This window comes from Mucilaginibacter gossypii (assembly GCF_900100945.1).
Taxonomy (GTDB): domain Bacteria; phylum Bacteroidota; class Bacteroidia; order Sphingobacteriales; family Sphingobacteriaceae; genus Mucilaginibacter; species Mucilaginibacter gossypii.
This window is the reverse complement of record NZ_FNCG01000003.1, coordinates 344,982-367,929: the sequence shown is the minus strand read 5'-3', so window position 1 is coordinate 367,929 and position 22,948 is coordinate 344,982. Positions and strand designations below refer to the sequence as shown.

The window sequence follows — 22,948 nt, the reverse complement described above, 5'->3', positions numbered from 1 at the left end:
CATGGACTCAATAATATTAGAAGCTTTAAACATCTCAAAAACCTTTTATGAACCCAAAGCGGTAAAAGTATTGAGGGATGTTAATTTTTCGCTTAATAAAGGCGAATTCGCCTCAATTATGGGAAAATCAGGCTGCGGCAAATCAACACTATTATATATCCTTTCAACCATGGACACTGATTATGAAGGAGACCTAAGGATTGATCATATCAGTATGAAACAAAAGAACGAACCGGAGCTGGCTTACGTAAGAAACGAAAAAATAGGCTTCGTATTTCAGTTCCATTACCTGTTAAATGAATTCTCTGTACTCCAAAATGTGATGCTCCCAGGCCTGAGACTTGGGAAATACAGCGCAGAAGAAACTGAACACCGGGCTTTTGAAAAATTGAAAGTATTAGGCATTGAAACGGAAGCAAAAAAAAAGCCGAATCAATTATCCGGCGGGCAAAAGCAAAGGGTAGCCATTGCACGGGCATTGATCAATGATCCGCTAATCATCATGGCTGATGAGCCAACCGGTAATTTGGATAAAAAAAACACTGAAATCGTTTTTAATATTTTTAACGAATTGATTACCAATTATCAACAGACGATACTTGTAGTTACACATGACAGTGAATTTGCGCGTAAGACCCAAAGAATTATTGAAATGGAAGACGGAACCATCATAAACTAATTGAAAAAACAGCAACCGCATCGGCATGTAAGAATGCTTCTCAGCCGAGTCTCATCATCCAAGGTTTTCTTGCTTTTATCCGGGCTTTCCTGGTCTTGTCGAACGATCTGCCAAGTCATTTTCCCAATCAACGAATTGGGCCATCCTGAAATTATTTCACAGTTACAGCTATTATAATTATAGTGATCTATTGGCAAAAACGGGTTTAAATTAAGAGGCTGGATCAATTTATTTTGACACGGCCTCACAACCAGGCGGCAGCTGCTACCGGCAGATCTTTTATTGATCTGCCAGTAATAATACAACTCGCTGGTGTTGTGGCCGGATGCGGTATAAACTGCCATTGGCGCTTTTTTCCAGAGTGCCCTGCTGCATAGCAAGCCGGTAGGTATGCCCATCAAATTCATACAGGGCGCTATTGCCTGTCAATTGTTTAAACGGGGTTTTAGCGCCTTCCGCGATGCACAAGTCAAGGAACCAGTCGCCGGCCGGGTGGTTCTCAGCCGTGATGGTCAGGGATTTCTCGCTCATATTGATTTCGAAAGAACCTTTACCAACAGGCCATGAAGCATGGGCCGTCGTCGTATTCAGATTTGTGAACACAGGATCTCCTCCCTGAACCGGCACCTCCCCGCCCCCGTCGTTCATCATCAGGCGAAAGCCCTCGGGTTTGCCGCGCTTTCCCCATTGAAAACCATCTGCCAGCGGAAGCGTGTAAAAGAAACTTTGATTAACGGTAGTAACGTTATTCAGGTATTTATCCGGCACTGTTTCGTTAAACAGGTGGATATCGGTTATCCGCAACGTTCCATTTTCCCAAAGCAGGTTAGTCCTGTAAAACCTGCTGTTATACCAAACGGTTTTTTTATCGCTGTTTGCCAGGTCCCTGCTTACCGTAAAAGTAGTAGCCGGGGTTACCTTGTAGGTACGTTTAAACCATTCGCCCGACTGTGCCATGGTTTCTACGCGAACCTTACCCTGTTTGCGGAGACGGGCAATAACCGGCATCTGCCATTCCAGCCCTTTTTTCATGGCATCCCAGGTGAATGAATTTTCCTGCCCAGCCTGCGTATAATTGTAGCCGAGCGAGGAATCATCGGCAAAAGTTTGCAAAAACCAGTTGATCCACTGCTCATTTCCGCCCGCATAGGGGTAAACGGGCTCAAGCGTGGTTACCGAGCTGCCATCGGCATATTGCCGTATAGGGTCGCTGCCCAGCATCCTGAATACGGGCACGGGCAACTGCTTATCTGCATGCTGAGCAGGCATATAAGCATTCAAACGGCTGGGGTAATATGCCTGGTTCCAGTAACCGCCCCAAAGGGTGAAACCATCGGTACCTACCTGGTCTTTACAGTTGGCGGAGGCAACAATCTTATATTTATCATACATGTAATTCAGCGAATGCGCATCGATGACCCATGAAGCGATGGATTTGGGATAATACCCGAATATGCTTTTAAAATCAGCAAAATAAACGTCGATGATCTTTTCGCGTTCGGCAGGCGTGTAACCCACAGAAAAACCGATGTCTGAATGCCAGTCCCAGGCATATTTTCCCCGCCATTTGATCCCGGCTTTTTCAATCAGCGGTTGCGGCAGTTCCCACCATCCTCCAATCTCAAACTCGCCTTTCGGAAGTGTTTTCAGCAATTCCTGGTAACGTTTATCGATCAGGGCATCGTACTGTAACAAAAAAGTTCCGCCCAGGTGATATTGCTTCATCAGCGCAATCTGGTTCACCACGGTTTGGTACAGGACATCTTTGGTGATGTTCGCATCACGTGGTTCGATATCACGGATAAAATTGACAATATTAACGATTTTAGGCGCATTGCCTGGCTTTGTTTTTTGAGCGAATAAAGGCGTGGTAACGACCGCTGCCATTACCGCTAAAGTGAAGATCAAAAGAGTTTTAAATCTCATAAACGATAGTGCTTTTATTTTATTTTCCGGGCACAGGTATCGGTAGCTTTGCGCGCGGATGATCAAGTATTCCGTTTGGCTGGTTTATAGCGATTGCAACCGCTAAGTTATAATAATTCGATTTTTTCAAACAGCCTGCTAAGATATATAATGCGTATCCGTAACCGTCCCCAACTGTCTGTCGGAGCAAACCCCAGAAGTGTTCGGAAGATTTTTAATTCCCTCCACTGGGAGGGGTGCGGCTGGATTTCGTGGTGGCAGGGGGCGGTTTATACGTCATTTCGGGCGGATAAGTCTGTGAATGAAACCCTTCCCTACACCCTCCCAGGGGAGGGAATCGCACAATCCTCGCTTTTTTTTATTTCTTCCGAACACTTTTAGAGCAAACCCGGTCGATCAACCGCTGTCTTGCCTTGCGTATCTCACGAAATAAAACGACAACTATCAAAAACTCCACAGATTTTGCCCCTCACTTGAACCGCGCAAAATAATACACTGTCCGGGTCAGTTGCTTTCGGTTTGTAGTATAGATAGATATAAGGCCGGCTAATTATTGAATCAGGCTTAAGCTTGACTTGATTGCTGTCAGTTCTCCTAAAAGGCGCGTTTCTTTTACCATATCTTCCATACCCAGCTCTTTGGCTATCCTTGCGATCTCCAGGTTGAGGGTGGCGATTTCCGTAGGACGATGTTCATTGATGTCCTGAAGGGTAGATATCAATTGTCCATCGGATGAACGGCTGATGGCAAGTAAGGTCTCGGTTACCTCTTCCTCCGGAAGGGATACTCCACAAGCGTTAGCCACCTGGATACACTCTTTAATTATTCGTTTTCCGATTGCCAGTGCTTCATTATTACGGTGAAAAATACCGTTATCAATGTTCAGCAAAGGGCTCACAGAGTTGAACACGCAGTTGACGATCACTTTTTTCCAGATCACTGCCTGGATGTCTGATTCTGGTTTAAAGGAAAATGCAGGGCTGTTTATTTCTGACACGACTGCTGCCAGACTTTCCTCATTGCCATTGATCACCCCTACCGGGCAGGTTGCTACCGGCTTGAACCGTACCACGTTATCGGCGGTAAACTGGCCCGTCACAAACAACACGCAACGATATAACTGCGTAAAAACAAGCATGATGAATGGCTTTTCCACATTCAAACCATTCTGCAAAAGGACGACAGGATAACGGACTCCCTTCAAAGCTAACTTCGCCGCTAACGAGCTATTAGCAAATGATTTGGCGGTGATGACAACAATACCATCAATCGTTTTTATTTGACTGAAAGTTTTTACATCAATGTTTTCACTTACTTCTGATCCGTCGGGCAAGTTAATCCTGATCCTTTCAGATGTGCCCGGCAAGCCATCAACAGTTCCACGGATCAACAGCACATTCTTACCGGCATGCTTTAATATAACCGCGAGTGTGCGGCCAATGACGCCCGCTCCGGCAATATATATCGTTTTCATATCTGTTGTGTTTCCAGGTTATCGTTTGCAATAAACCACGAGGGAAGCTTTAGCCAGGGCCGCTTTGTTAAGCAGGTATCCTGATAACGCAGCCGGCGTGCCAGTTACAATACCAAGTTTATCTGTATTCAACGCGTAAACCGTGATGATGTAGCGATGCAGTGCTTCTCCTTCACCAGGGCAGGGACCCTGGTAGCCGGCGGCGCCCGTGTCATTAATGCTTTGCAAACTACCGGCCGGCACCGCGCCGGCTTCGGGGTCACCTGCTCCACGTTTCAGTTCTGTAACAATCGGGGGGATATTGACAATCACCCAATGCCAGAACCCGCTCCCGGTGGGTGCATCAGCGTCATACATGGTAACCGCGAAGCTTTTTGTACCTGCAGGTGCGTTTGACCACCCGAGCTGCGGCGAATGGTTCTGTCCGTTGCAGCCAAAATTGCCGGCCACAAATTCATTGGTAAACTGACCGCCAAGGTCTGCACTTTTAAGGGTGAATGTCTGTGCTGAAGAGCAGTAATAACTGATTGCAAAGACGCAAAAGAGGATAAACTTTTTCATGCCTCAAATATGCCTGCGCATTGCATAAGGTAATTGTTGCGGAAAGTTCAGAATATATTGAGATAAGCTCAAATTATGGCGTTTTGCGGTAATTCGCCGGAGTTACGCCATATTTCCTTTTGAAAGCCGTGTTGAAATTGGACACGTGCTGATAACCGTAGTCCAGGTAGAGCTCGCTGGCCGACTTGCCTTTTAGCAGTTCGGTACATGCCATTTCCAGTTTCCGCTCCCGGATGTATTTTTGAGGAGCTACCCCGTAATCTCTTTCGAAGTCACGCTTAAATGACGAGACACTCCGGTTACTCAGAAAGGCAAGTTCATCGAGTGTAAGACTGCCCAACAGGTTATTTTCAACAACAGTTTTAAGGGATATATCTGCAGGGGTACCGAACATGCCGCTCAAAAGTTCTGGCGCCAACTCGTGCAACGCGGTGAGCAATTCAGTAAGTTTGAGTAAGGCCATTTCATAAGAAAGGCTTTGCCTGCCGGCGATCAGGGATTTGATGTTGCGCACATACTCATTGATATAAGCATTGGTCTTGAAATAAATATACGGCATATCGCTGGCGCTGGCTCCCCCCTTGCCGGGGCGGCTTACCGTGAATTCCTGCCCGATGCTGCGCGGAAAAAAGACAATTACACTACCATAGGGCTCGGCATTATTGCTGTGCTCTGCAATAATTGAATTGCCCTCAGGTATCAACATGCCGTAACCCGGAGTAAGAATAGTGTTTTCGGCAGCGCGATAGATCTGTTTTTGACCGTTTTGTACAAAGCTGACTGCGCACCGGCTAAAAAAAACGCGCGTACGGAAAGCGCTGCCCCTATCATGATAATCCACGAAAGTGATCTCACCAGCCGAAATGTGGGAATGGTGACGTGTAACTTCCGGTACCTGTATGATTTCCATGCTGTTTTTTGGAACAAATAAACCGCAAAATACGCTCAATCCAAAATGAGTGCGGATAAAAACCCGCGGTTCATGAACTAAAACCTTGACTTTTCGCTGATACCGAACCAGCGATTCATTCCTTAGATTTGTTGTTAGTATGAAGAAAATTGGCTTTTTATCATTCGGACACTGGTCCGACCACCCTGCATATAAGACGCGTACCGCGGCCGATACCTTGCTGCAATCTATTGACCTGGCGGTTGCTGCCGAAGAAATCGGCCTTGACGGCGCTTATTTCCGTGTCCATCATTTCGCATCTCAACTGGCATCTCCCTTTCCTTTGCTATCGGCTATCGGTGCAAAAACAAGCCGGATTGAGATCGGCACAGGCGTGATAGATATGCGGTATGAGAACCCGCTTTATATGGTTGAAGACGCAGGTGCGGCCGATCTGATCTCGGGCGGACGGTTACAGCTGGGCATCAGCCGCGGTTCTCCGGAACAGGTGATCGAGGGCTGGCGTTATTTTGGATATGAGCCTGCTGAGGACGAAAATGATGCGGATATGGGGCGTAAAAAAGCGATGGCTTTTTTGGATAAATTAAAAGGTGTTGGTTTCGCCGAGCCAAACCCCTACCCTATGTTTCCAAATCCACCGGGCTTGTTACGTTTGGAGCCCTACTCAAAAGGACTGCGGGAACGCATTTGGTGGGGCGCCGCTTCGAACGCCACGGCCGTTTGGGCAGCCGAACAGGGAATGCATCTGCAAAGTTCTACATTAAAGTTCGATGAAAGCGGCAAGCCTTTCCATGTACAGCAGGCCGAGCAAATCAGAGCGTATAAAGAGGCGTGGAAGAAGGCCGGTCATGATCGCGAGCCAAGGGTGTCAGTAAGCCGTTCTGTTTTTGCATTGGTAAACGACCAGGACAGGCTTTATTTTGGCCAGCAAGGGAAAGGAGCAGACAGCTTCGGTTATATCGAGGCAGACAAGCGGGCGGTCTTCGGCAGAAGTTACGCCGCCGAACCGGACCGGCTGATCGCCGAATTATCTAAAGATGAAGCCATCCAGGAAGCAGATACGGTGCTTTTGACAATACCTAACACCTTAGGTGTTGACTACAATGTGCATGTGCTGTCTTCGATCCTGGAGCATGTAGCTCCCGGGCTGGGTTGGCGTTAAAACACTTGATAAGCGCTTGCAGAATGCAGCCATCCTGATGGCAGGCGCCTATGATTCGCGCTTCGAATTGTATGCCCATGAAATCATGGCGGCGGCTTTCGGCACACCTGCAGATGTGATAGCTCTCCCCGCTGCCGGTGGCGGGCCATATGGTTTAACTGAACAAGTGCCTTCGCCAACAATGTCGCGAAGGCACTTGTTTACGGTCGGATCATTCCTGCCTCAATTATCCAAACCCTGCTACCTAAAACTGATAAATATCATCTTTATCATTGATTTCTTGCAGGTAAAGCGGCCTGTAATGGCGGATATATTTGCATGTGCCCACACAATATCCATTTTCAGCATTTCCCGCCCGTTCCGAAGAACAGCAGCAGCGCGCGACGACACTTTTTAAGAAAAAAAATCCCAATGATTGTTTTTTCCGCAATGATGCGGAATTTGACTGGCTCTACCCGGAGCATTTGCAGTCGTTATCACAAAAACAATGGACGCCTATTGCCATCGCCAAAAAGGCCGCCGAATATTTAGCAGTAAAAGGCGCCAAAGTACTGGATGTTGGTAGCGGCATAGGAAAATTCTGCTTAACCGCGGCGCATTTTTATCCTGATTCTTTTTATTTCGGGGTTGAACAGCGGCATGAACTGGTGCATTACGCCCAAACCACACAAAGATACCTGGATATTAACAATGTCAGTTTCATACATGCCAATATCACTCAGGTTAACTTTCATCAATTTGACCATTTCTATTTCTATAATTCTTTCTTTGAAAATTTAGACCAGGAGAATGCTATTGATGATCATATAGAGACTTCTTACGGCCTCTACGCTTATTATTCACGGTATTTAAAATCGATGCTGAATGATAAACCTTCGGGTACCAGAGTAGTAACCTATCAGAGTTTCGGAGAAATTATTCCGATAGATTACAGCATGAAAGATCTCGCTTATGATTCCTTACTTCAGTTATGGGTCAAAGATTAATTAGGATTTAACTTAAACACATAAATAACATACAGTTCCCTTTTTATGTATAGCGATACAATAAGCATTTCTTATTTCCGCAAAGACGCGGCTTTCGATACTTTGTATCCGATACATATCCGGGAACTATCACAAATGCACTGGACAGGCCTGGACATTTCGCTCGAAGCCAGCAATTTCCTTGCAACCCCGGGGGCCAGAATCCTGGATATTGGCAGCGGTGTCGGTAAATTTTGTATCGCGTCTGGCGTTTATCATCCGGAAGCTACCTTTTATGGCATAGAGCAACGGGAAGCGTTGTTCAATTATGCAGAATCAGCCAAAGCGCAGATAGGTGTACCCAATGTGCAGTTTATGCATGGTAACCTTACTAACCTGGACTACGACCTGTTTGATCATTTTTACTTTTTCAATCCTTTTTATGAAAACATAGAACCAAGCATCAGGATCGATTATAACGTCAATACCTCGTTTGATCTGTACAATTACTATACTTTGTTCATTTACGAAATGCTGAACAAAAGACCGGCCGGTACCCGGTTGGTTACCTTCCATGCACCGGAAAAACAGATTCCGATTAGTTATCAATTAATGAACAATTCCTATAGCCCGGTGCTGAAAATGTGGATCAAGAAGTAAAAGAGCTGGTTCAGCCCTGCTATATAAAACATTCAGATCAGGCCTGATGAACGCGGCAATATTTATTAAATAATAATTGAACGATAAAAAATAAAATCATGAATTACCCCGAAAATTTATTTTACACCAAAGACCATGAATGGATCAGCTTCGAGCAAGACCATGCATTGATCGGTATTACCGATTTTGCACAAAAGGAATTGGGTGATATCGTTTACGTTGATATCCCATGCCTGAATAAGATCATTGCTAAAGAGGCCATATTTGGCACAGTTGAGGCGGTAAAAACAGTATCAGACCTTTTCATGCCGGTAAATGGCAAAGTAATAGCTGTAAATCCTTTGCTTGAAACCAACCCCGAGCTGGTGAACCAGGACCCTTATGGATGCTGGATGATAAAAGTGCTGGTAAGCTTATCAGACGACCGCGAATCGCTGTTGACAGCAGAGCAATACCTGGCACAGATCGGAAGCAACTAACCCTCCGCGGAAATACCTTTTTATCAACAAGAATGGAGCCTATCCCCCCGGGTTGCGATTTGAGGACATTAAGCCGAATATTTAACCTTTCCGGTTAAAAAAAATAGAATCAAACACATCATTTATTTAACACAAAACACAATGGAAAAATTTAGAGCGGCAAAAGATTTGATAGATGCCATAGAGAAAGACATGTTCAGCTTTTACGAAAAAGGCAACAAAGCTGCAGGAACCAGGGTTAGAAATGCTATGCAGCAATTAAAAGTTATGGCAACAGATATCCGTAAAGAAATAACAGAAAAGAAAAACAATAAATAAATTAGTTTAAGAACTGTTTTGGGAAAATAACCAGGTCAAAGCTGACCTGGTTATTTTATCAGGAACAGCCAGATAAATCATTCTTTTCAATATATGATCGGATTTCCGCTACGTGTTACTTATCAGCAGCAAGATTTTATTTATTATATCATCGCTGCCCCGAGTAAAAAGAACCATACCCTTGAAATTCTTTTAGATGCTAAAAGTTACACCTTTATTCTGAGTTTAAATAAACTATGGATCGAAAAAGACCCGGATAAAGATCGTCCTCTTGATCAGGGGTTGGTGCTGGCCATAAGCAGAGCGGTGACCTTGCGTTACCCTATTTAATAACAGGATTATAACAGATCAAAGCCTTTATTAACCTGCATAGGATTTTTTTGAGGGATCAGTGTCCGATAAAACTTCATCTGCTCGTTTTAATGCTTTTTCAAATGTGTCCCGGACATTACCTTTCCCGATTTGAAATAATAAACGCGTCTTTTTTAGTGCTCCAGTTACCTGTTCGCTGTTTGCCTCCGACAGGATAAGCTTAGTTCCTTTCTTTTTTATTTCCTGATGAACGTCCCTTAATACCCTAATACCGGTTGCATCAATGACGGGTACATTCCTCATCCGGATAATCAATACCCGGGCGGGTTTTTCCAGCACTTTCATCGTGTCTTTAAATTTATAGGCCGCACCAAAGAACAAAGGGCCATTGATCTCAAAAACGTCGACCCCTTTTGGGATAACTGATTGGTTAAATTCATCATCAGATAATTGATCCGGAGCCAAAATAGTATGCTGTACGGAACTGGACTGCATCATTTTGCGCATAAAAAGGAAAGCGGCGACAATTATCCCAATTTCAATAGCTACGGTCAGGTCTACTAAGATGGTGAGGCCGAAGGTGATCAACAAAACGGAAGCATCACTTTTTGAGCCTTTAAATACGTCTATAAAATTCCCAAGTTCGCTCATATTCCAGGCTACTACCACCAATATACCTGCAAGTGTTGCCATGGGGATCAACGCTGCCCATTGGCCTATAAAAAGCATAATAAGAAGTAAGGTAATGGCATGTATGATCCCAGCTACGGGTGTACTTCCGCCATTTTTAATATTGGTAGCCGTTCTTGCTATTGCGCCGGTGGCCGGAATTCCCCCTAAAACAGATGAACAGATATTGGCCACTCCCTGTGCAATGAGCTCCGTATTAGACCGGTGATTTCCGCCGGTCATGCCATCTGCCACAACAGCTGATAATAGAGACTCAATACTGCACAGCAAAGCGATGGTAAAAGCGGGCCTGATCAGCTGCCGGATGGTTTCCAGGCTTACATCTGGCATGACCGGGTGCGGTAAAGTAGCAGTGATCACTCCGAAACGGCTGCCAATAGTCTCTACCGAAAGATGGAAGTACCTGGCAACCAGTGTACTTATAACAATTGCGATCAGCGAACCAGGAACTTTCCGGGTTACCCTGGGCCACAGCAAAACAACCAGTAAGGTAAAAACCCCGATAAACAAGGCATAAAGGTTCAACGAAGACAGGTGCCGGCTATAGTCGATCCATTTACTGATAAAATCAGCAGGGACATTTCCCATTTTCAACCCTAAAAAGTCTTTAACTTCTGAAGAAAAAATGATGACGGCGATGCCGGTAGTAAAACCAATGACCAGCGGATAGGGAATGTATTTAATAGTATTACCTAATTTAGCTACCCCCATAATGATCAAAATGATTCCGGCAATAAATGTGGCAATAACCAACCCGCTAACACCGAACTGCTGAACGATCCCATAAACCACAACGATAAATGCGCCTGTGGGTCCTCCTATCTGTACCTTGCTGCCTCCCAAAGCGGATATAATTACCCCCGCAATGATAGCCGTAAAAATTCCTTTTTCGGGGGACACGCCCGAAGCAATTGCAAAAGCTATCGCCAGGGGCAAAGCAACAACACCTACAATTATTCCGGCAACAACATCCTTATAAAATTGTGCAGGGGTGTAACCTTTAAGGGTGTCAATCAGCTTGGGCCTGAACAAATTCATCATCTTGTTCATTATTGAAACCATTTAAATTTATTCCCGTCCACCGGCATTTCAATATCAAGTTCGGGGTGATAATGTACCTTGGGAGATAACCAGTAAAGCAATATTACACGGGAATACCTGAAATTCAAAGGTGCAAGCAAGAACAAACCACCGAGAATGGTACTGAGATATAACCATGGCGAATCGTTATTTTGGGTTATCAGGAAAGTGGCGGCCCACAAGATGCCTCCCTCTGCTACATTCATAGCGTAGCTGATATACATCGCCGCATAAAAATAGCCGGGCTCGATCTCGAAGATCATCTGACAATGCGGGCAATTCAGGTTGATCTTGTTGGAACCAAAACGGTATGTTGCTCCTTCGAACATATTACCCCTGCGGCAGCGCGGGCATTTTGCATGGAGCATTGCCCATGATTTTGATGTTCTTACCATTAATACAAAGCTATAATTACTAATACAGGCTTGATATGGTATGACATCAGCAAACAAACTGATATTTATCAGTTTTAGACTTGCAAGCACGCGCCTGTACATGCTGTACGGGCTTTACCCGTCATACCGGGCATACCAGCCAATAACATCGGCTGCATTAAATTCATATATTTGTAATATGAGTTTATCCGGAATTTTTCCAATTGATAAGTGGGAATTCACAACACAATCTGTTCTTAATACACTTTCCGAAGAAGATTATAACTTTTTAATCTCCCGGCAAGGCGCGCAGAAATATCAAAAAGGAGAAATCATCTTCAAGGAAGGCATTGTACCTTCAGGTATCTATTTTATTCACCAGGGAAAAATAAAAAAATATAAGGTTGACCGGAATGGCCGGGAGCAGATCATATATGTAGCTAATAAAGGCGAATTAATAGGGTATCACGCGATTTTGGCGGAAGAGCGTTGCCCTGATTCTGCCGCTGCATTGGAAGACTGCCTGATCAGTTTTATCCCTAAAGAGGACTTTTTAACCATTCTGGACAGATCGCCGCTTTTCATGCGGCGCTTATTAAAATCATTGAGCCATGAATTTAGTGTATTGGCCAATAGTATTTCCGTGATCTCTCAGAGAACAGCATCTGAACGCCTCGCTATTTCGCTGATCATTTTGAGAGAAAAGTTTAAAGGGGACGGTTCAGGTGAAAAAGATGTTATTCTCAATATCTCAAGAATGGACCTGGCCGGCATGGCAGGGATCGCGCAGGAAAATGTGATCCGCTTGTTAAAAGAATTTAAAGAGGAAGGCGTACTGGAAACCGACGGCCGGAAGATATGGATCAAAGACATTAAACGCTTAGTTAAAAAATCGAACTACGGATTTGGGAACCCGTAGTTACGCAGGCGCAATTGCATCAGCGGGGAATTAATGACAATATTTTGTCAGTGTTCAATTTTTAAAAAACGGGTGTTCAATCAATTAAAATGCAATTTCACAACTAATTGACTATCAATAACAATCTGTTCAGATTGCGATTTGTTAGATTTTAATTAAATCTTAAATCATTGATTATCAATGGTGATTTATTTTGAAAAAATATCAACTGTTCACACTTTTAAAAGTTGAACACTCGTAAGTAAACAGTTACTTCAGCAACCCACAAGTTTTTGTAGCCCCCTTAATGATACCCCGGCGCCAAATGCCACCGGGGTAGTGAAGTGTAATTAATCAGGGATAATTTATTTATCCCAAAACACAGGGGTATCCAGGTCATCCGCACCCATGCTGGCCACCGCCGCCCTGTAGTTATCAGCATTAATGGCAGCTTCTGTTTGCGGGTAGGTGTACCTGCGTACAAAGTTGCCTTTGATTTGCCTGCCGGGATAGGTATTTGGCGCTAACACAGGGTACCCACTCCTCCTGAAATTAGCCCATGTTTCCGCGCCGTTTCCAAACGAAGTTATCCAGTATTGTGTATTGATCAGTTTCAGGGCATTGGCATCAGAATATGCAATTGCCGGGTTATTTAAATAGGCGTTTTGTGCATCGCTGCTGATTACAGCAGTAGCGTCGTAGCTGGTAAATTGATCCATGGCCGCCTTTACACCGTTATTATAATAGGTGCTTGCGGTTCCTGCTATATATCCCCTGAAAGCAGCCTCAGCCAGTAACAGCTGCGTTTGAGCATATGTTACAAAGAATTGCGGCGCGGTTATTTTACCAAATACGCTGTAATTAACCTGCGAATATTTAAACCCGGATCCGCTCACGCCGCGAAAGCCCGGTGCTGTTGGCAATGTACCGCTATCATAGCCTATCGGCAAACCAAACTGGTTGGCTGATGCAGTATCAGGTGCGAGGGACAATGCTTTTCCGGGGTCGGCGTACATAGCCGAGATGTACTTCAGCCTTGGATCACCCGTGGATTTTAATTGCGTTATAAAAGGCTCGGCCAAATAATAAGTATTGGTTAGCTGTTGAATTTGCTGGGTAACCAGGTTGGGGTACGTATTGTTATATTTCAGGTAACAGTTATCGGCGTTAGATTGCATTACCCCTCCGGTCACAGCTGCCTGAACAATAGTTTTTGCCTTGCCCGGGTCTAACTTAGAATAGCGCATCCCTATCCGAAGCAACAATGAATAGCCAAGCCGCTTCCATTGAGGAATATCTCCGCCAAAAAACACATCTCCCTTAACAAGATCCTTCGCAGGGTCTAACGCCGCGGTGGCTGCTGTCAGTTCGTTTACCAAGTCGGCATAAATATCCTGTTGTTTATCGTATTTAGGCAAAAAAGCAGAATTGAGGTAAGCCTGGCCGGCCTGGCTATATGGCACATCGCCGTAAGTGTCAACCAGCATCATGTAATTATAAGCCCGCCATATCCTGGTTTCGTTGTACAAGTTAGACCGGGAAGCGTTGCCTTTTAAATCCGGCAAAATGTGCTCAAGCAATTTTATGGTGTTTGGATAAGCGTTATTCCACCGCATCACTGTATAGGTTTGATTTAATACGTTGAAGTTAAACGCTGAGGTAACCCCACCAAAAGGATCAATAAACTGCTGAACAACCGTTGGTTCAGTTTCCATTAATGCTGCATATGTTAAAACTTCGGCGTTGGAAAACAAAAACACCGGGTCGAGACTGGTAGTGTTATTTGGATTGACATTTAACTCTCTAAATCCTTTATCGCAACCTGTTGCAGCAAACAGGCAGGCGGCCGACAATATGATCTTTATATATTTTTTCATGATCGTACTCTTTTAAAATTTGACGTTTAGGTTAAAACCATAAGTCCGCGTTGTAGGCAGCGAACTTTGCTCATAACCGGTTAAAATATCACCGCTTGATGAGATAGCCTCCGGATCGATATTAGGTGTGTATTTTTTAATGATAAGCACGTTGTGGCATACCGCTGAAAGCACAAGCCCTTTAATAAATTTGGTTTTCATCATTTTCGAAAAATCATAGCTAACTGAAAGGTTTCTCAACTTGATAAAGTCTGATTTATAAACAAAAGGGTCCAGGATACCCTGCGAGCGATAGTTGGCATAAAAGTCCTCGGCATTTACTGCTGTTGTGTTAGGTGTACCATCAGCATTCACCGCGTCAAACTTTACGCCTCCTTCCCTACCTACCAGCGACTCTTTTGACAAACCTTCTCTCAGGAAATTCAGGTTAGAACTTGACAATATTTTACCACCTTTTTTATAATCGATATGCGCAATCAGGGTAAACCTTTTGTAAGTAAATGTATTTACCCAACCACCTGTAGCTTTAGGCAATGCGCTGCCAAAAAGTGCAGGAGATGTACTTGCCACTGGTTTACCGCCTGATACGATGATCTTGCCATTAGAATCTCTGCGATAGGTTGAACCCTGGATCTGGTTTAACGGAAGACCAACCTGGTCAACAATAGAGCCGAAAAATTCGCCCGCGCCTAATGTCAGTTGTTTTTGACCATTTGCCAGCGCCAAAACTTTAGAGGTATTTATGGCCGTATTAAATGCCGAACGCCAGCTAAAGTTTGGTTTTCTGACGGGCACTAACTCCAGCAAAAACTCCATACCACGGTTTTGCAGCTCGCCAAGGTTTACAATGGTGCCAGTATAGCCCGACGCGTTGGAGATGGCAACGCTTAAGATTTGGTTAGTGGTATGCTTATCGTATGCGGCAATATCCAGGTTTACACGACTGCTGAACATACGCAGCTCAAGCCCAATTTCTTTTTCTTTTACGCTGTATGGCTTAATTGCCTGGTTTGGCGTAGTAACATTGCTGATACTCCCAAGCGGGACACCGTTGAACGCATTTTGTGAAAGCGTAAAGGTAAGTGAATTGCTGTAAGGGTTGATACCGTTGGCACTGCCCACGTTAGCGTAGGTCGCCCTGATTTTTCCGAAAGTTAGCCATGAGGGCGGGTTCTTTAAAAACTCCGAAAAAACAAAACTGCCGCTTACTGATGGATAAAAATAATGGTTATGTTCGGGGCTTAGCACCGAGAACCAGTCGTTACGGCCGGTTACATTTAAAAACAAATAGGATTTATAGCCAAACTCCGCGGTGCCATAAAGCGAGTTTACTGTTGATTTGGAAACCGCAAAGGCCGAGGTATTGGTTACGCCGTTGCCAAGGGTATAAAAATCCCTGACGTAGAAATTTGTAGCGGTAACAGTATATCCTTGTGATGAGGATGGGAATGTATTTCCTCCTACCGTGGCATCAAAAGAAAAAGGGCCCCATTTATGGCCACCGCCTAATAAGAAGTCGGCGTTAAGCGCACGGTAGGTATTATCATTTGAGTTATAACTACCATTATAAAGGCCAACGGGTGCAGCCGCGTTTGCTAAAGTACCTGTTGGCGAATTTTGTTCGTAGTAAGATGGACTATATTCCATATTTACACGGCCCTGCAAATAAAGCCAGTCAAAAAATTGGTATCGCAGGGTCGCAGTACCTAAAAGATGATCTTTAGTTTGCTTTGTAAATTGCTTTTGCATAATCCAATACGGATTGGTAAGCGTGGTGAAACGAGATGTAGGCGTTTCGTTGCCGTTGGCATCAATGGCGGCGGCTTTTAATACATCCAAACTAACCGAGTTACTATAACGGTACATGTAATTAGTAACCGATGAGCCCTGAATACCAATTACCGGAGGGTTATTATTATTCTCGTGGTCGTAATTCACATAAATTTGGGCAGACAACTTGGGGGTAAAATTGTAGTTTAACCCAAGATTGAATATCTTTTTGTGATAATCATTATTCGGTATTATGCCTTGTGCGTCCTGATTTGAATAAGAAAACCTGAAGCTCCCTTTATCGTTACCGCCCGAAAACGCGATAGTATTGGTCCATGCGTTGGCAAGTCTGAAAAATTTGCTTATACGATTTCTTTCTGGTGCATAAGGGCGTTGTACTCCATCAAACTGGTAGGTAGGTGCATTATCAAATTTTTCACCGAAACTCCACGCACCGGAACTTTGGGCCTGGCCCTGTGTTTTAGGGCGTACATTGTTTTCGCCCTGTCCGTACTCATACTGAAAATCGGTAAAATCCAGTGCCTTGTTTTGGGTAAAATTGGAGGTAAACTCAATACCGATCCCACCATTTTTATTACCGCTTTTGGTAGTGATGATCAACGCGCCGTTACTTGCCCTTGATCCGTAAAGCGCCGCGGCTGTAGCTCCTTTTAATACAGTCATCGACTCAATATCATCCGGGTTTATCTGCTGCATATTATCGCCCAAATCCACCGATTGGGTGTAACCGTTGGTGCTTGAGGGGCTTTGCGACAACGGAAGGCCGTTTAATACGATCAGCGGCGCATTATCACCCTGAAACGCGGATTGCCCCCGCAGCCTGATCTTGGTGCTGCCGCCGGGACCGCTTGCCGGTGGAGATATGTCTAAACCGGCAACTTTTCCCTCAAGGGAGTTAACAAAGTTTGTTGAACGGTTAGTTGTTATTTCGCCAACGCGTACGTTTTCTGCCGCATATCCCAATTTTTTAGACTCGCGCTTTATACCTAGCGCTGTTACTACAATCTCGCTGATAGCAGTTGATTTTGGTTCAAGCGTAACGTTCAGCGTAGTGCGCCCGTTGAGGGGCTCGTTTTTTGGATTGTAGCCTACGTAGCTGAATAACAATACCGCGTTATCGGCAGATACCTGGAGTTTGTAATTTCCGTTTGCGTCGGTCAAAACGCCGTTTTTTGTTCCTTTTTCGCTTACGCTAACGCCGATAAGCGGGCCGCCTTTTTCGTCGGTCACTTTACCGGTAACTATTTGTACCCCCACTTCGGGGCTGGTTCGGGCTGCGACGGCGCTTTCCGCCTGCACATTTCCTGCAATCATAAGTGTAAAAAGAACACTTATTGCAATGGACAGCATCATTCCTGATACTTTGATTTCTTTTTCCATAATTTTAGGGTTAATTCAAATTGGCAAATCTTACTTTAACTTCTTTCTCAAAATTGGTAATTGCGAAAGAGCGTGCTTCTCCGGGCGGTACTTTAAAAGCCGCTTTTCATTTTAGTATCATTTTTTCTTCATGTTATGCGGGGTTTTGGTTTAAAATTGGTTTATAGTACATGTACTGGTATAATCTATTTATAGTAAACAGTCTAACGACAAGACGCCGGCAAGCCCTATTACCGCTACCAGGCTTTCCATTACCGTCCATGAGCGGAGCGTTTCTTTTACTGATAACCCGAAATATTCTTTACATAGCCAAAAAGCGGTATCGTTTACATGCGATCCAAACAGGCTACCCGCTCCAATAGCCAGCACCAATAAATTGGTATTTACGCCCGCATGATGAGCTATAGGGAACAACACGCCTGCGGCAGTTACACCAGCCACAGTGGCCGAGCCGAGGCAAATTCGTAAACAAGCCGTTGCCAGCCACGCCAACAACAAGGGATGCATGGTGCTGCTGACCAGCATACCGGCAAGGGTATTACTTAAGTGGCTATCTGTAAAGACCTGCTTCAGTGCACCCGCACTGCCAATAATGAGTAATACCATGGCTATATCTTTTACTGCACCCATATAACTATCCATTATTTTTGCTAATGACCTGCCTCTACGCAAACCAAGCGTATACGTACTTACAGTTACGGTGACCAGCATCGCAATAATTGGTTCGGCGAGCCATTCAGATAAACTCTTTATCAAAGGATTATCCCTAAAAAGCACAGGCAGCAAATGGGCCCGGCAAATCAATACTACAGGTAAAAGAGATGACAGTATGCTGTTAACAATACCCGGTAGTTCATGAACAGGCAAGGCGGCCGAACTATGGGTAAATTGCAAGCCATTAGGTCCTATCTTTTTGAGGGTAGCCGAGAACATCGGTCCCGCAATTATTATCGCAGGAATAGCAATGATCAGCCCATAGCCAAATGTTTTTACAACATCGGCACGAAAAACGCTAATGAGTGTCATTGGCGAAGGATGCGGTGGTAAAAAGCCGTGCATTACTGATAACGCCGTGAGCATAGGCATACCTACATACAACAGCGGCAAACGATAACTGGAAGCAACCGAAAAAATGATAGGCACCAAGAGTATAAACCCGACATTATAATACAAAGGGATGCCCACAATAAAGCCTGTAAGGGCCATAGCATAGCTTACATATCTGGCACCAAACAAATCATGCATGAAATGGGCTATCCGCTGTGCGGCACCGCTTTCGGCAACCAATTTACCCAGCATAGCACCTAATACAATAATGATCGCTACCGAACCTAAGGTATCGCCCAGTCCTTTATTTATGGATACGATAACCGCTGTAAATGGCATGCCGAAAAAGCATCCCGCCAACAGTGCTACAATAATAAAGGCAAGAAAGGCATTCACCTTTGCCCATGTTATCAGCGCTACAAGCAGTAAAATGCAAAGGACCAGTACAAGTATTGTCATTCCAATCAGCTTTTTTTAATGCGAATCACGGGTTACAACAGATCCTGAATTTCCAACCAGGAAATCCAGATCGGCTCCTTTATCCGCTTGCTGCACATGGCGCTGGTACATAGACACGTACCCCCTATCGGTATGATAAGCAGGTTTTTGCCATAACAATCGCCGTCTTTGCAGTTCAACTTCATCTACAAGCAGCTCTATTTTTTTGGCCGGTACGTCAAGGCATATCAGGTCCCCGTTTTCAACAAGTGCCAGGTTGCCGCCGATGGCAGACTCCGGTGAAACATGAAGTACAACTGTGCCGTATGCGGTGCCGCTCATCCTTCCGTCAGAGATCCTTACCATATCTGTAATACCTTTATCCAGCAGTTTTTTTGGCAGCACCATATTGCCAACCTCGGGCATGCCGGGATAACCTACCGGCCCGACATTTTTAAGCACCATCACACAGGTTTCGTCAATATCAAGTTGCGGGTCGTCAACCCTTGCGTGATAGTCTTCAATAGTTTCGAAAACCACTGCCCGACCAGTATGCTGCATCAGTGCTGGCGTTGCTGCCGAAGGCTTGATGACAGCACCATTTACGGCGAGGTTCCCTTTTAAAACGGCTATACCGGCCTCAGGGATAATTGGGGTATTATATGCTGCAATAACCTCATTATTATAGCAGATACCCTCGCCTTTGATGTTTTCCGCGTGCGATTTACCCGTTACGGTTATTGCACCCATATCCAGCTCATTGCTCAGTTCTTTCAAGATCACCGGTAACCCGCCTGCATAGTAGAAATCTTCCATCAGGTATTTTCCGGAAGGCATGAGGTTGAGTAACAAAGGTATTCTGCTGCCCAGCCTGTCAAAATCGTCGAGGCATAAGTCTACGCCAATACGTCCGGCAATTGCAGTAAGATGGATAATGAAATTGGTAGAGCCGCCTATTGCCGCATTTACTTTAATAGCGTTTTCGAAAGCGGCACGGGTAAGTATTTTGGATATCGTCAAACCTTCTTTTACCATTTCAACAATACGCCTGCCTGATAACTGCGCCAGCACTTTTTTCCTTGAATCAACCGCCGGGGTGGCCGCGGCCTGTGAAAGGCACATGCCCAGCGACTCGACCATACAAGCCATTGTTGAGGCGGTACCCATTGTCATACAATGGCCTGCACTTCTCGACATGCAGCTTTCGGCAGCAAGGTATTCGTCATTGGTTATTTTACCGGTTTTGAGGTCATCAGTCAGCTTCCATACTGCTGTGCCCGACCCAATATCAGTGCCACGATATTTACCGTTCAACATCGGTCCGCCCGGAACTACGATAGTAGGCAGACCTACGCTGGCCGCTCCCATCATGGTAGATGGTGTAGTTTTGTCGCAGCCTGTCAACAGCACCACTCCGTCTATCGGGTTGCCGCGTATTGATTCTTCGGCATCCATACTGGCCAGGTTGCGGAAAAGCATAGCTGTAGGTTTAAGCAAAGTTTCGCCCAAACTCATGATAGGAAATTCCACAGGGAAACCGCCGGCTTCATACACCCCGCGTTTAACCGCTTCGGCCAGGTCTCGCAAATGTGCATTGCAAGGAGTTAGCTCCGACCATGTATTGCAGATACCAATAACAGGTCGGCCGTCGAAAAGGTCGGTTGGCATACCCTGGTTTTTCATCCAGCTCCTGTATAAAAACCCCATTTTACCTGTTTTTCCAAACCAATCAGCACTTCTGAACTGTGACATTTTATGTTCTTTTATATTTTAATTTATTGTTGCCTTGGTACAATTACTTGCCAACCTGGTTTGTAAGCGTACCTATGTTACTTATTGTGATAGCTATTACGTCGCCATAGTTAAGTGTGAAAGAATCTGACGGTACTATACCGGTACCGGTCATGAGGTATGCACCCGCAGGGAATGACATCTCCATAAAAAGGTAATTGGCAAGTTCCTGGTGTGTACGCTTCATTCTGCTGATCAATATAGCGTCAGTAAACACCTGGTCGTCACCCCTACTTATTTCGATTTGAATTTCGGTATCCGGCGAAATAGATGTGCCTGGCACGTAAAGACACGGGCCAATCGCCGCTGCGCCGTCATACGATTTAGCCTGAGGAAGATATAAGGGATTTTCTCCTTCGATATCTCTTGATGACATATCATTACCTATCAGATAGCCCTCAATAGTACCCGCGCTGCAAATAAACAACACCAACTCGGGCTCAGGAACGTTCCATTTCGAATCTTTCCGGATACGAACGCTCCCCCCTGGGCCAACCGCACGGGACGCCGACGATTTAAAAAAGATTTCCGGGCGTTCGGCGCTGTAAACCCTTGCATAGAAATCACCTCCACCGGCATCTTTAGATTCTTCCATCCGGGCATCCATGCTGCGCAGATAAGTGACACCCGACGCCCAGATCTCCTGACCGGCAATGGGAGTACATAGTTGTTCCAGATTATGGGCCAGCAACGGGTTGGCTGAAATGTTTTGGAGATCTTTTAAAACTTCGCTGTGCAGCGTTTCACGGTTTATAAAACTGTCCCAGTTCCAATCCGGCGAATTGTATAACAGGCCGGCGTATTTTACAATAACTTTATCGTTGGTTTTAAATATATGCATAGCTATTTATTGCTGCCCGGCGTTTATGCGGCAGTTATTTCGTTATCAAAAAAATGTAACAAATCGGTTACTTGGTTATGTACAAAGAATGCTAAAGCAAATCGCTTAAGCTTCCAAAAAAACACAGCGTTGATTTTTGCACAAAAAACTTAACGCCCCCTCCACCTCAGGCTTCAGCAGGATTTTGCGAAGTAGCCTTATGTGCGGGACCGGGCTTTCTTTTATGCCAGTAAGACGCCAGCAAAGAACCCGTAATATTCATGAAAGTTGAAAAGATGACCGGGGCAAGGCCCAACGTAGCGATTTTTCCCATCGCTTTGGCAAGCCCGGCGGCCATCCCCCCGTTTTGCATCCCTACTTCTATAGCGATGGTTCGGCAGTCACGTTCTTCCATTCCAAATGCCTTTGCCGACCAAAAGCCAAGCAAATAGCCACCAATATTATGCATCAGTACCAATACAGCCAGCAACAAGCCAACTTTAAGCAAGCTTTCTCTTCCGGCAGCCGTTATAATGATAATGATACAGATAATGCCTCCCATTGATATGACGGGCATTATCCTTTTTAGCCAGCTGCTGCGTTTTTTGGCTATTGAAGAAAACAGCACACCCAAAGCAATAGGTATCATGACCATTTTAAAAATATCTGCCACCATTAACCAGGGGTCTATTTTAATAAGCGGACCGGCAAGTAAATTCATTAAAAATGGTGTCAATACCGGCGATAGCATGGTGGAAATGCTGGTTATAGTAACCGAGAGCGCCAGGTTTGCCCTGGCCAGGTAGGATACCACGTTAGATGCCATGCCATTAGGGCAGCAGCCTATCAATATAATGCCGGCTGCTATCTCGGCAGGCATTCCGGCTAATTTTACGCTAAACGTTGCGATGCTGAAGCCAAGTAAGGGCATAATAATGAAATGGCTCACTACTCCTATAATTATTCCCCCCGGCGATTTTAATACGCCGAGGAAATCTTGATAATGCATGGAAGTGCCCATACCGAACATGATGAGCTGTATTAGCGGAATAATAAGTGTGGCATATTTGAAACTACCATAGCTGATAAAGAAAGCAGGGTAATAAAGCGCCATGGCCGCTGCACCAAAAATCAGTACTGTATAAGCAAAGCTTTTGGTTTTTGGGGAACTGCAAAGGCTTACAGCAAGCAATACAAAAAATGTAAGTACATAAGGCCCTGTGTGCTCCAAACCTTTAGAAAGCATGATTAATACCGCAACCAATGCAGCGATGGTTAACGCGATGGTAACTTTGTAAAAAAATTTCATACACGGC

Annotated in this window: 21 protein-coding genes; 9 read left to right on the top strand and 12 right to left on the bottom strand. The window is 44.9% G+C overall.

Translation table 11 applies throughout. The annotated features are described in order from the left end of the window. The first annotated feature begins 1 nt into the window (after position 1). Positions 2-679 (top strand): ABC transporter ATP-binding protein, encoded by a 678-nt coding sequence (locus BLS28_RS07650; protein ID WP_091164152.1) that lies wholly within the window; start codon positions 2-4, stop codon positions 677-679. A 279-nt stretch (positions 680-958) separates the two neighbouring features. Here the strand turns inward: BLS28_RS07650 and BLS28_RS07645 are convergent, their stop codons facing one another. The 4 genes from BLS28_RS07645 to BLS28_RS07630 all read right to left on the bottom strand — a co-directional run bounded on the left by BLS28_RS07645 (position 959) and on the right by BLS28_RS07630 (position 5,550). After that, complete coding sequence (locus tag BLS28_RS07645) at positions 959-2,605, bottom strand: hypothetical protein (protein WP_143020712.1); 1,647 nt, start codon at positions 2,603-2,605, stop codon at positions 959-961. A 550-nt stretch (positions 2,606-3,155) separates the two neighbouring features. Further along, positions 3,156-4,079 (bottom strand): ketopantoate reductase family protein, encoded by a 924-nt coding sequence (locus BLS28_RS07640; protein WP_091164147.1) that lies wholly within the window; start codon positions 4,077-4,079, stop codon positions 3,156-3,158. An 18-nt stretch (positions 4,080-4,097) separates the two neighbouring features. Then, positions 4,098-4,640: a YbhB/YbcL family Raf kinase inhibitor-like protein gene (locus BLS28_RS07635; RefSeq protein WP_091164145.1), complete on the bottom strand. Its 543-nt coding sequence runs from the start codon at positions 4,638-4,640 to the stop codon at positions 4,098-4,100. Between the two features lie 73 nt (positions 4,641-4,713). After that, a complete protein-coding gene (locus BLS28_RS07630) occupies positions 4,714-5,550 on the bottom strand; it encodes a helix-turn-helix domain-containing protein (protein ID WP_091164144.1) in 837 nt (278 codons plus the stop codon). A gap of 139 nt (positions 5,551-5,689) precedes the next feature. Between BLS28_RS07630 and BLS28_RS07625 the strand changes: the two genes are divergently transcribed. The 7 genes from BLS28_RS07625 to BLS28_RS07600 all read left to right on the top strand — a co-directional run bounded on the left by BLS28_RS07625 (position 5,690) and on the right by BLS28_RS07600 (position 9,464). Continuing rightward, a complete protein-coding gene (locus BLS28_RS07625) occupies positions 5,690-6,712 on the top strand; it encodes an LLM class flavin-dependent oxidoreductase (RefSeq protein ID WP_091164142.1) in 1,023 nt (340 codons plus the stop codon). A gap of 16 nt (positions 6,713-6,728) precedes the next feature. Continuing rightward, a complete protein-coding gene (locus tag BLS28_RS30495; RefSeq protein ID WP_129570022.1) occupies positions 6,729-7,109 on the top strand; it encodes a hypothetical protein in 381 nt (126 codons plus the stop codon). 67 nt (positions 7,110-7,176) lie between these two features. Further along, positions 7,177-7,698 carry a class I SAM-dependent methyltransferase gene (locus tag BLS28_RS07620; protein ID WP_176844399.1) on the top strand — a complete coding sequence of 174 codons (522 nt, stop codon included), beginning with the start codon at positions 7,177-7,179 and terminating at the stop codon, positions 7,696-7,698. 45 nt (positions 7,699-7,743) lie between these two features. Then, entirely contained in the window at positions 7,744-8,337 is a 594-nt protein-coding gene (locus BLS28_RS07615; RefSeq protein WP_091164138.1) for a class I SAM-dependent methyltransferase, read from the top strand. 98 nt (positions 8,338-8,435) lie between these two features. Continuing rightward, positions 8,436-8,816 carry a glycine cleavage system protein GcvH gene (gene gcvH, locus BLS28_RS07610; protein ID WP_091164137.1) on the top strand — a complete coding sequence of 127 codons (381 nt, stop codon included), beginning with the start codon at positions 8,436-8,438 and terminating at the stop codon, positions 8,814-8,816. 141 nt (positions 8,817-8,957) lie between these two features. Next, complete coding sequence (locus tag BLS28_RS07605; RefSeq protein WP_091164135.1) at positions 8,958-9,134, top strand: BF3379 family histone-like protein; 177 nt, start codon at positions 8,958-8,960, stop codon at positions 9,132-9,134. A 93-nt stretch (positions 9,135-9,227) separates the two neighbouring features. Beyond that, positions 9,228-9,464: a hypothetical protein gene (locus tag BLS28_RS07600; RefSeq protein WP_091164133.1), complete on the top strand. Its 237-nt coding sequence runs from the start codon at positions 9,228-9,230 to the stop codon at positions 9,462-9,464. A gap of 30 nt (positions 9,465-9,494) precedes the next feature. On the opposite strand, the gene BLS28_RS07595 is transcribed toward BLS28_RS07600, so the two are convergent. Together BLS28_RS07595 and BLS28_RS07590 are read right to left on the bottom strand one after the other, a co-directional pair. Further along, a complete protein-coding gene (locus BLS28_RS07595) occupies positions 9,495-11,186 on the bottom strand; it encodes a SulP family inorganic anion transporter (RefSeq protein WP_256337371.1) in 1,692 nt (563 codons plus the stop codon). Beyond that, entirely contained in the window at positions 11,186-11,611 is a 426-nt protein-coding gene (locus BLS28_RS07590; RefSeq protein WP_091164131.1) for a DUF983 domain-containing protein, read from the bottom strand. Before BLS28_RS07590 ends, BLS28_RS07595 begins: the two co-directional genes overlap by 1 nt. Positions 11,612-11,651: 40 nt before the next feature. Between BLS28_RS07590 and BLS28_RS07585 the strand changes: the two genes are divergently transcribed. Further along, complete coding sequence (locus BLS28_RS07585; protein ID WP_256337370.1) at positions 11,652-12,509, top strand: Crp/Fnr family transcriptional regulator; 858 nt, start codon at positions 11,652-11,654, stop codon at positions 12,507-12,509. A 344-nt stretch (positions 12,510-12,853) separates the two neighbouring features. Here the strand turns inward: BLS28_RS07585 and BLS28_RS07580 are convergent, their stop codons facing one another. The 6 genes from BLS28_RS07580 to BLS28_RS07555 form a co-directional block, all read right to left on the bottom strand. Next, positions 12,854-14,365, bottom strand: coding sequence for a SusD/RagB family nutrient-binding outer membrane lipoprotein (locus BLS28_RS07580; RefSeq protein WP_091164129.1), 1,512 nt, complete (start codon positions 14,363-14,365; stop codon positions 12,854-12,856). Positions 14,366-14,377: 12 nt separating this feature from the next. Then, positions 14,378-17,536, bottom strand: coding sequence for a SusC/RagA family TonB-linked outer membrane protein (locus BLS28_RS07575; RefSeq protein WP_091164127.1), 3,159 nt, complete (start codon positions 17,534-17,536; stop codon positions 14,378-14,380). Positions 17,537-17,725: 189 nt separating this feature from the next. Next, complete coding sequence (locus BLS28_RS07570) at positions 17,726-19,042, bottom strand: gluconate:H+ symporter (RefSeq protein WP_091164125.1); 1,317 nt, start codon at positions 19,040-19,042, stop codon at positions 17,726-17,728. 15 nt (positions 19,043-19,057) lie between these two features. After that, a complete protein-coding gene (locus BLS28_RS07565) occupies positions 19,058-20,773 on the bottom strand; it encodes an IlvD/Edd family dehydratase (protein WP_091164123.1) in 1,716 nt (571 codons plus the stop codon). A gap of 43 nt (positions 20,774-20,816) precedes the next feature. Then, the gene (locus tag BLS28_RS07560) at positions 20,817-21,653 is read right to left on the bottom strand and encodes a fumarylacetoacetate hydrolase family protein (protein ID WP_091164121.1); all 837 of its coding nucleotides are present in this window, start codon (positions 21,651-21,653) and stop codon (positions 20,817-20,819) included. A 166-nt stretch (positions 21,654-21,819) separates the two neighbouring features. Then, positions 21,820-22,941, bottom strand: coding sequence for a bile acid:sodium symporter family protein (locus BLS28_RS07555; protein ID WP_091164119.1), 1,122 nt, complete (start codon positions 22,939-22,941; stop codon positions 21,820-21,822). Between the last annotated feature and the right edge of the window lie 7 nt (positions 22,942-22,948).